We start from the raw sequence: 8,777 nt of genomic DNA, 5'->3' as shown, positions 1-8,777 counted from the left end.
TCAGGCGCGGGGGCGTCCCAGGGCGCGGTAGGTCCACCCGGCCGAGCGCCACCGGGCCGGGTCCAGGGCGTTGCGTCCGTCGAGGATGCGCTTCTCCTTGACCAGGTGCGAGATCGAGGCCGGGTCCAGGTCGCGGTACTCCTTCCACTCCGTCAGCAGCAGCACGACGTCGGCGCCGCGCACGGCGTCCTGGACGTTGTGGGCGAAGGAGATGTCCGGCACGGCCTTGCGGGCGTTGTCCAGCGCGGCCGGGTCGGTCAGGACCACGTCACCGCCTTGCAGGCGGATCTGCGCGGCCACGTTCAGCGCGGGGGAGTCGCGGGTGTCGTCGGAGTCGGGCTTGAACGCCGCGCCGAGCACCGCCACGCGCTTGCCGATCAGCGAGCCCTCGCAGACCTCGCGGGCCAGGTCGACCATGCGGATGCGCCGGCGCATGTTGATCGAGTCGACCTCGCGCAGGAACGTCAGGGTCTGGTCCGCGCCCAGCTCGCCGGCGCGGGCCATGAAGGCGCGGATGTCCTTGGGCAGGCAGCCGCCGCCGAAGCCCAGGCCGGCGTTGAGGAACTTGCGCCCGATGCGGTCGTCGTGGCCGATGGCGTCGGCCAGCTGCGTGATGTCGGCGTTGACCTTCTCGCACAGCTCGGCCATGGCGTTGATGAAGGAGATCTTCGTGGCCAGGAACGAGTTGGCGGCGACCTTGACCAGCTCGGCGGTCTGGTAGTCCGTCACGATCGTGGGGGTGCCGCGCTTCAGGGGGGTGGCGTAGACCTCGTCCAGCAGTGCCCTGGCGGCCTTGCCGGTCTCGGACTCCGGGCCCTGGGGGACCCCGTAGACCAGGCGGTCCGGGTGCAGGGTGTCGTCCACGGCGTGGCCCTCGCGCAGGAACTCCGGGTTCCACGCCAGGGAGGCGCCCGGGGCCTTCTCGGCGAGCTTGGCGGCCAGGCGCGCGGCGGTGCCCACCGGCACGGTGGACTTGCCCACCACGAGCTCGCCGTCGCCCACGTGCGGCACCAGCGCGTCGACGGCGGCGTCGACGTAGCGCATGTCGGCGGCGAACTCGCCCTTCTTCTGCGGGGTGCCCACGCACACGAAGTGCACCGCGGAGCCGGCGGCCTCGGCGACCTCGGTGGTGAAGCGCAGCCGGCCGGTGGCCATGGCGCGCTCGAGCAGTTCGGGCAGGCCCGGCTCGAAGAACGGTGCGCGCGCTTCGCGCAGCGCCTCGATCTTCTCGGCGTCCACGTCCACGCCGACCACCTCGTGGCCCAGCTCGGCCATGCACGCGGCGTGCACGGCGCCCAGGTACCCACACCCGATGACAGTCATGCGCATGGGCGCAGAAGCTATCCACCGCGCCTCCGGAAGGCGACTCCTGGGCCGAATCGAGTTTCGGAGCACCACGGAGTAGTTGACGCAGCACTCAAAGTATCGACGCGTGGCAAACGTGTCCCTTGTCACACCGGCTGAGGGGAGAAGCGGGTAGTTCGTCGTTGCACCACACCGCGGACCTGCCTCTAGGGTGAGCATCGCCGCGGGGCCAGGACGAGACGATCCACCCCCTACGGCTGCCGGGGCAGGGGGACGCACCCCGGTGTGCGGCGGCTTCCGTGTCCATCTCCGACCAGACCGTCCGTGCACCCTTCGTCATCGATCCGCTGGTGCGTCCAGCACGCCGCTGGTCCTGTCGGCCCGTGATGAGTTCTCCGCGAACCCCGGGCCCGATTCGTGTTGTCCGAACGCCGACGACCTGCAACGCCCCGGCACTGCCGCGCGCTGCGGTCGACGTTCTCCGGGGGGAAATGACCGCATGTCTCTAGCCCTGTCACCGGGAGGGTCCCACTGGATCCCCCTGGGGATCATCGGACTGCTCTCGTGGTCGGTCTGGTTCATCAGGAGGTGGGTCTCGCACCACCGCTACGCACCGGTCGTGAACGGTTTCCGCACGACCACGTCGATCGTCGTCCCGGTCTACCGGGAGGACGCCCGGGTGCTCGAGCGCTGCTTGCGGACCTGGCTGCGGGAGGAGCCCACCGAGGTCATCCTCGTGGTCGACGACCGCGACGACGAGGTCCTCGACCACCTGGCCCGGCTGGACCTGCCCGCCGTCAAGGTCATCCCCTTCCGCCACTCCGGCAAGCGCGGGGCCCTGGGGGTCGGCGTGCGCGCTGCGACGTCGGAGATCGTCGTCTTCGCCGACTCCGACACGGAGTGGCGGCCCGGCCTGCTGGCGAACGTGCAGATGCCCTTCGTCGACCCCGAGGTCGGTGGGGTGGGCACCCGGCAGCACGTCTACCTGCCCAGCAGCGATCTGTGCCGCCGAGTTGCTTACTGGCTGCTCAACACTCGTTACCTGGACTACGTCCCGGCCGCCTCCGTCCGCGGTGGCGTCCCCTGCCTGTCGGGGCGCACGGCCGCGTACCGGCTGTCCGCCGTGCGGCCGGTGATCCCGGCGCTGGAGGAGGAGATCTTCCTCGGACGCAAGTGCGTGGCCGGTGACGACGGCCGCCTCACGTGGCTGGTGCTCGCGCAGGGTTTCCGGACCGTCCACCAGGACACCGCCGAAGCGGACTCCATGTTCCCGGACTCGTGGAAGGCGTTCGTGCGGCAGCGCGTCCGGTGGAGCCGCAACTCCTACCGCTGCTACCTCACCGCGGTGGTCCAGGGGTGGCTGTGGCGCCAGCCGTTCATCACCCAGGTCACCGTGATGCAGATCCTCCTGACGCCGGTGACCATGGGGGCCGCCATCTTCTACGGCGCCCAGTGGGCCGTCGGCGGCAGCTGGATCGCCCCCTTCGCCATCGTCGCGTGGGGCGTCGCCGGGCGTGCGATCCGCGCCTTCTCCCACCTGCGGGAGAACCCCCGCGACCTGGCCATCGCGCCGCTGATGGCCCTGGTCATCGCGTTCATCGCGCTGCCGGTCAAGTTCACCGCCTTCTTCACGATGAACAAGCAGGGGTGGCTGACGCGGACGGACGGCGACCGCGTGGCGGGGCAGGGCGAGATCGTGCCGCAGCAGACCAGGCGGATCGACCTGACGGCGACCGAGACGGGATCGGGGCTGAGTCGTGCCGAGTAGGAAGGCCGCCAGGAGGCGGGTCCGGTCGCACGTCAGCCGGCGGCGGCTCCTGACGGGGCTGGCGGTCACGTCCGTGGTCCCGGCGGCCCTGGTCGTCGTGGCGGTGACCTTCACGGGATCGCCGCAGGCGCCCAAGCCGGAGGACTACTCGCCGATCCCGCTGCCGAAGACCGACCACGTCGCGGACCTGCGTGAGCGGGAGCTCGACTGGAGCCTGGAGGTCAAGCGGATCACCAAGACGCTCGACGCGCCGCAGGTGCTGGTGGGTCCGCCGGGCACCCTCCCCGTCGTGGCGGTGCAGCCGCGCGAGCAGGCCTGGACGCTGTCCGAGCTGGTCGCGATGTTCCCGACCGTGCTCCGGCGCGACGGGGACGCCGTCCTCCTGGAGGCCGGCCTCTTCGTCCCCGAGGGCGCCACCCTCGAGATCACCGGTGCCGAGCAGTCGGAGGTGCGGCTCTCGAGCACCGAGCGGGGCTCGGCGGCGATCATCAGCAGGGACGGTCACGTGCGGCTGCGGGGCTCGGAGGACGAGCCGCTGCGCGTCACCTCCTGGGACACCGAGGCCGGGGCGCCCGACGCCGACCTCGACGACGGGCGCTCGTTCGTGCTGACCATCGGGGGTGAGATGCACCTCGACGGCGTGGAGATGGAGCACCTGGGCTTCGGCACGGGCACGACCTCGGGCGTCGCGTGGCGGGGGGCTTCGGCGCCCTCGAGCGGTGGCGAGGCCGAGCCCGCGCGAGGCACGGTCGTCGACTCCGTCTTCCGCGACAACTGGTTCGGCGCCTACACCTTCGAAGCGGTCGGCATGCAGTGGGTCGGCAACGAGTTCGTCGACAACGCCGCGTACGGGTTCGACCCCCACGACATGAGCAACGACTTCCTCGTCGAGGGCAACGTCGCTCACGGCAACGGCCGCCACGGCTTCATCTTCTCGCGCGGCTGCGTGCGCAACGTCCTGCGTGGCAACCTGTCGTACGACAACAGGGGGCACGGGTTCATGATCGACGACGGGCGGTCGGTCGCCACGGCCAACGCGGAGGCGAACGTGATGACGTCCGACTACAACGTGCTCATCGACAACGTCGCCCGCGACAACGACGGCGCGGGAGTCCTCATCGAGGGCGGGGTCGGCAACCTGGTGGAGGGCAACACCCTCGAACGCAACTACGTCGGGGTGCGGGTCAAGGACGGCGCCCAGGCCCGTGTCGCCGACAACGTCGTGCACGAGAACCGCCTGTACGGCGTGCACGTGCTGGAGAACGCCGACACCGTCGAGGTGGCCGGCAACGACTTCGACGGCAGCTGGGGCTCCGTCGGCGTGGGGCGCGCGGACGCGGCCGTCATCTCCGACAACACCTACGGTCGCTACAGCGTCCCGCTGACCGTGGCCGGGGTGTCGCGCGAGCTGAACCTGTCGCCGCTGCAGAAGGTCCAGCTGACGCTGCGGTGGAACCCGTTGCTGTTCCTGTGGTCGCTCGTGCTCGGCGTCCCGCTCGTCATCGCGCTGGCGAAGGCGCCGTCGCTCGTCACGCACCGCGTGCGTCGCTGGAGCCTGCGGTGAGGGGGCGCAGCTCCGTCGGTGCCCTCGCCGCGCTCGCTCTGCTCTCGGGCTGCTCGATCCCCGGCTCCTCGCGCCCGGAGCCGGACGACACCGCCGGCGACCTCTACCGGGTGGTGTGGCCGGCGGGTCTGCGGCCGCCGGGCGACCCCCTGACCTGCCCCGGGGGCGGGCAGGAGGTGGCCACCAGCGAAGCTCTCCAGGAGGCGCTGTCCACCGCCGGCCCCGGGGACGTCATCCACCTCGCGGACGGCGAGTACGAGGGTCAGTTCCGCATCACGACCGCCGGGTCGCGTGGTGAGCCGGTCTGGCTCTGCGGGTCGCCGGACTCCGTGCTGCACTCCGGCGGCGCCGCGGAGGGCACGGTCCTGCGCGTCCTCGAGGCCTCCAACTGGAACCTCGTCGGCTTCACCGTGCGCAGCGGCAAGAAGGGGGTCATGGTGCAGGGGAGCAACGAGCTCGTCCTCCAGGACCTCACGGTGCACGACATCGGGGACGAGGCGGTCCACCTCAAGGCGGCCAGCTCCGGCAACGTCGTCCGCGGCCTCACCATCTTCGACACGGGCAACCGCGTGCCGGAGTTCGGCGAGGGCGTGTACGTCGGCAGCGCGGAGAGCAACTGGTGCGTCGAGACGCAGTGCCTGCCCGACCGCAGCGACCGCAACATCATCATGGGCAACGACATCAGCGGCACCACCTCCGAGGCCGTCGACGTCAAGGAGGGCACCTCGGGCGGTGTGGTCGTGGACAACGTGATCGACGGTGGGTCGCTCGCCGGGGACGCGAACTCCTGGGTCGACGTCAAGGGCAGCCGCTGGCTCGTGCAGGGCAACCGCGGGCACGCCTCACCCGGAGCGGGCTTCGAGGTCCAGTCGGTCGTCGACGGCTGGGGGGACGGCAACGTCTTCGACGGCAACGGTGGTGAGGTCGGTGGCCGCTACGGCATCGACGTCCGCGGTGGTGAGGACAACGTCGTCACCTGCTCCAACGAGTTCGAGGACGTCGAGGAGCAGGTGACCAACGTGGAGTGCACCCCCACCTGACGTCCGGGTGCGGGGTGGTGGCGCCGGTGCCGCGCGTCAGGGGGTGGTGCTGACGTTGGTCAGCCCCCTGGAGGCACCTGTCGCGGTGTTGTCCGCGTGGACGACGTTGCCGGTTCCGTCCGTGTCGATCCGGACGGCGTGACCGGGTCCGTTCACGTGCGCCGTGTTGCCGGTGAAGACGTTGCGGTTCCCCCACCCCTCGATCGAGTGGGTCTGGAAGCCGTCGTGCAGGACCCGGCCGGCGTTGGTGCCGGTGTTGCCGCTGACGGTCCAGCCGTCGCCCTTGACGTCCACCCACGAGTCGGCGTGGTTGGCTCCGCGCAGGCCGGTCCCGTCGAAGCGGTTGCCGGTGATCCGGCCGCCGGTGGTGCCCTCCTTGACGTCGACGCACTCCGCGGTCGTGTCGTGCACGTGGTTGCCGACGATGCTGTTGTGGTCGGACCGGTCGGGCTCCCCGGCGGTGATCGACTGCTTCGCCCCCCAGTTGGAGGATGCGAGGCCGATGTACACGCCTTCGCCGTAACCGGGGTCCGTGAGGCCGGATCCGTGGATCTCGCTGTTCGAGACCACGTTGCGCGTGCTGAGGTTGCGCAGCAGGACGAGTTCCTGGCCGGCCCGGGACACGTCCAGGTCGTGGAGGACGTTGTCGCTCGAGGAGTCGAGGACGACGGCCTTCTTGGCGTTGCCGATGGAGATGCCCTCGACCCGGGCGTGGTGGACGCCGTTCAGGTGCAAGGCGTAGCCCGAGGACACCGACCCGCCGTCGATGCGGGCGCTGCGGGGACCGGTGATGCGGATGGGGGCGCCGCCGGTCCCGGACCGGGAGAGGACGAACCGCCCGCGGTACGTGCCCGGGGACATGCTGATGGTGGTCCCGGGGGTGGCCGCCGCGAGAGCGGAGTGCAGTTCGTCGGCGGTCGAGACCCGGACGAGCCGGGCGGTCGTGGCGGCCGGGCCGGGGGTGGGGGAGGTCGCCGGTGGGCCGGGCGCTTCGCTCGCGGAGGCGTCGTCCACCCACGCGGTCCCCTTCGAGGACACGACGAGGCCGAAGCTGAGCGCGTCGGCGCCCGCGGGGACCGGTGCGGTCACCGTCGTCAGCTCGCGCCAGCTCCCGCTGGCCGGGGAGGTCGCCCCCTGCGTCCACCACCGCCAGGTGCCTGCTGCGTCGCGGTAGTAGACCGCGAGGCTGACGGGCACCGTCGAGCGGTAGTGCAGTGCGAGCGCGTACCGCAGGCCTCCGGTCACGCCCGGGGCGCAGCCCTCGCGGCGGTCGGTGACGAGCTTGCGGTTGCCCGAGGAGATCCTCGTGACGGTCAGCTTCGCCGCCGCCCGCCCCGTCCTCGCGTCGCCGGTCCTGCGGACCTTCCCCTCGGCGGAGCCGTGACCCGTGGACTGCCAGCACTCCAGGGCGTCACCCGCCTCGAAGGAGGCGTTGTGCACCGTCACCGGAGCGGTGGCGACCGGAGCGGTGGCGACCGGAGCGGTGGCGGTCGCCGGCCCGCTCAGCGCGATCGTCGCAGAAGCGGTGAGCGCGGCGAGGGCGACGAGACGCGCCCTCCTGGAGCGGTGCCCGGGGGAGCGCGAGAGCACGGCGGACCTTCCACCCGACGGTCGAGGCGGGGGCCGCGCTCGGCACCCCCGGTGCGGGGGTGCTCCCTCCACGTCGGGAGGTCAGCCGGTGCTCTTGAGGTCGGGGGGCCGAACTGCCCCCGCACCGGCGCTCGAGGCGGTGGCGGGTGCCTCGGCCACCGGTGCGGGGGGTGGGGTCGTTCAGGCGCGGGGGCGTCCCAGGGCGCGGTAGGTCCACCCGGCCGAGCGCCACCGGGCCGGGTCCAGGGCGTTGCGTCCGTCGAGGATGCGCTTCTCCTTGACCAGGTGCGAGATCGAGGCCGGGTCCAGGTCGCGGTACTCCTTCCACTCCGTCAGCAGCAGCACGACGTCGGCGCCGCGCACGGCGTCCTGGACGTTGTGGGCGAAGGAGATGTCCGGCACGGCCTTGCGGGCGTTGTCCAGCGCGGCCGGGTCGGTCAGGACCACGTCACCGCCTTGCAGGCGGATCTGCGCGGCCACGTTCAGCGCGGGGGAGTCGCGGGTGTCGTCGGAGTCGGGCTTGAACGCCGCGCCGAGCACCGCCACGCGCTTGCCGATCAGCGAGCCCTCGCAGACCTCGCGGGCCAGGTCGACCATGCGGATGCGCCGGCGCATGTTGATCGAGTCGACCTCGCGCAGGAACGTCAGGGTCTGGTCCGCGCCCAGCTCGCCGGCGCGGGCCATGAAGGCGCGGATGTCCTTGGGCAGGCAGCCGCCGCCGAAGCCCAGGCCGGCGTTGAGGAACTTGCGCCCGATGCGGTCGTCGTGGCCGATGGCGTCGGCCAGCTGCGTGATGTCGGCGTTGACCTTCTCGCACAGCTCGGCCATGGCGTTGATGAAGGAGATCTTCGTGGCCAGGAACGAGTTGGCGGCGACCTTGACCAGCTCGGCGGTCTGGTAGTCCGTCACGATCGTGGGGGTGCCGCGCTTCAGGGGGGTGGCGTAGACCTCGTCCAGCAGTGCCCTGGCGGCCTTGCCGGTCTCGGACTCCGGGCCCTGGGGGACCCCGTAGACCAGGCGGTCCGGGTGCAGGGTGTCGTCCACGGCGTGGCCCTCGCGCAGGAACTCCGGGTTCCACGCCAGGGAGGCGCCCGGGGCCTTCTCGGCGAGCTTGGCGGCCAGGCGCGCGGCGGTGCCCACCGGCACGGTGGACTTGCCCACCACGAGCTCGCCGTCGCCCACGTGCGGCACCAGCGCGTCGACGGCGGCGTCGACGTAGCGCATGTCGGCGGCGAACTCGCCCTTCTTCTGCGGGGTGCCCACGCACACGAAGTGCACCGCGGAGCCGGCGGCCTCGGCGACCTCGGTGGTGAAGCGCAGCCGGCCGGTGGCCATGGCGCGCTCGAGCAGTTCGGGCAGGCCCGGCTCGAAGAACGGTGCGCGCGCTTCGCGCAGCGCCTCGATCTTCTCGGCGTCCACGTCCACGCCGACCACCTCGTGGCCCAGCTCGGCCATGCACGCGGCGTGCACGGCGCCCAGGTACCCACACCCGATGACAGTCATGCGCATG

The 8,777-nt window shown here is 71.7% G+C and carries 6 protein-coding genes; 3 read left to right on the top strand and 3 right to left on the bottom strand.

Annotated elements, in window-relative coordinates; translation table 11 throughout:
* Window positions 1-1,329, bottom strand: coding sequence for a UDP-glucose/GDP-mannose dehydrogenase family protein (locus MN205_RS04980; RefSeq protein ID WP_242124901.1), 1,329 nt, complete (start codon window positions 1,327-1,329; stop codon window positions 1-3).
* Between the two features lie 595 nt (window positions 1,330-1,924).
* Here MN205_RS04980 and MN205_RS04975 point away from each other — a divergent pair.
* From MN205_RS04975 to MN205_RS21550, 3 genes are all read left to right on the top strand, one after another.
* Entirely contained in the window at window positions 1,925-3,073 is a 1,149-nt protein-coding gene (locus MN205_RS04975) for a glycosyltransferase (RefSeq protein WP_242124909.1), read from the top strand.
* Between the two features lie 73 nt (window positions 3,074-3,146).
* Entirely contained in the window at window positions 3,147-4,637 is a 1,491-nt protein-coding gene (locus MN205_RS21555) for a nitrous oxide reductase family maturation protein NosD (RefSeq protein ID WP_242124907.1), read from the top strand.
* Window positions 4,634-5,677, top strand: a complete 1,044-nt coding sequence (locus MN205_RS21550) for a right-handed parallel beta-helix repeat-containing protein (protein WP_242124905.1) — start codon at window positions 4,634-4,636, stop codon at window positions 5,675-5,677. Before MN205_RS21555 ends, MN205_RS21550 begins: the two co-directional genes overlap by 4 nt.
* 36 nt (window positions 5,678-5,713) lie before the next feature.
* Here MN205_RS21550 and MN205_RS21545 read toward each other — a convergent pair whose 3' ends face one another.
* Together MN205_RS21545 and MN205_RS04955 are read right to left on the bottom strand one after the other, a co-directional pair.
* Complete coding sequence (locus MN205_RS21545; RefSeq protein WP_242124903.1) at window positions 5,714-7,267, bottom strand: NosD domain-containing protein; 1,554 nt, start codon at window positions 7,265-7,267, stop codon at window positions 5,714-5,716.
* Between the two features lie 180 nt (window positions 7,268-7,447).
* Complete coding sequence (locus MN205_RS04955; protein ID WP_242124901.1) at window positions 7,448-8,776, bottom strand: UDP-glucose/GDP-mannose dehydrogenase family protein; 1,329 nt, start codon at window positions 8,774-8,776, stop codon at window positions 7,448-7,450.
* Window position 8,777 lies beyond the last annotated feature (1 nt).

It is taken from the genome of Kineococcus sp. TRM81007, from assembly GCF_022669155.1.
In the GTDB taxonomy this organism is placed as follows: domain Bacteria; phylum Actinomycetota; class Actinomycetes; order Actinomycetales; family Kineococcaceae; genus Kineococcus.
Note: the sequence above shows the minus strand (reverse complement) of the source record. Positions and strands in the feature narration are given on the sequence as shown.

Excerpts from the sequence above, each read along its gene's own strand:
- MN205_RS04980 (WP_242124901.1), bottom strand. The coding sequence starts at position 1,329 with ATGCGCATGACTGTCATCGGGTGTGGGTACCTGGGCGCCGTGCACGCC.
- MN205_RS04955 (WP_242124901.1), bottom strand. The coding sequence starts at position 8,776 with ATGCGCATGACTGTCATCGGGTGTGGGTACCTGGGCGCCGTGCACGCC.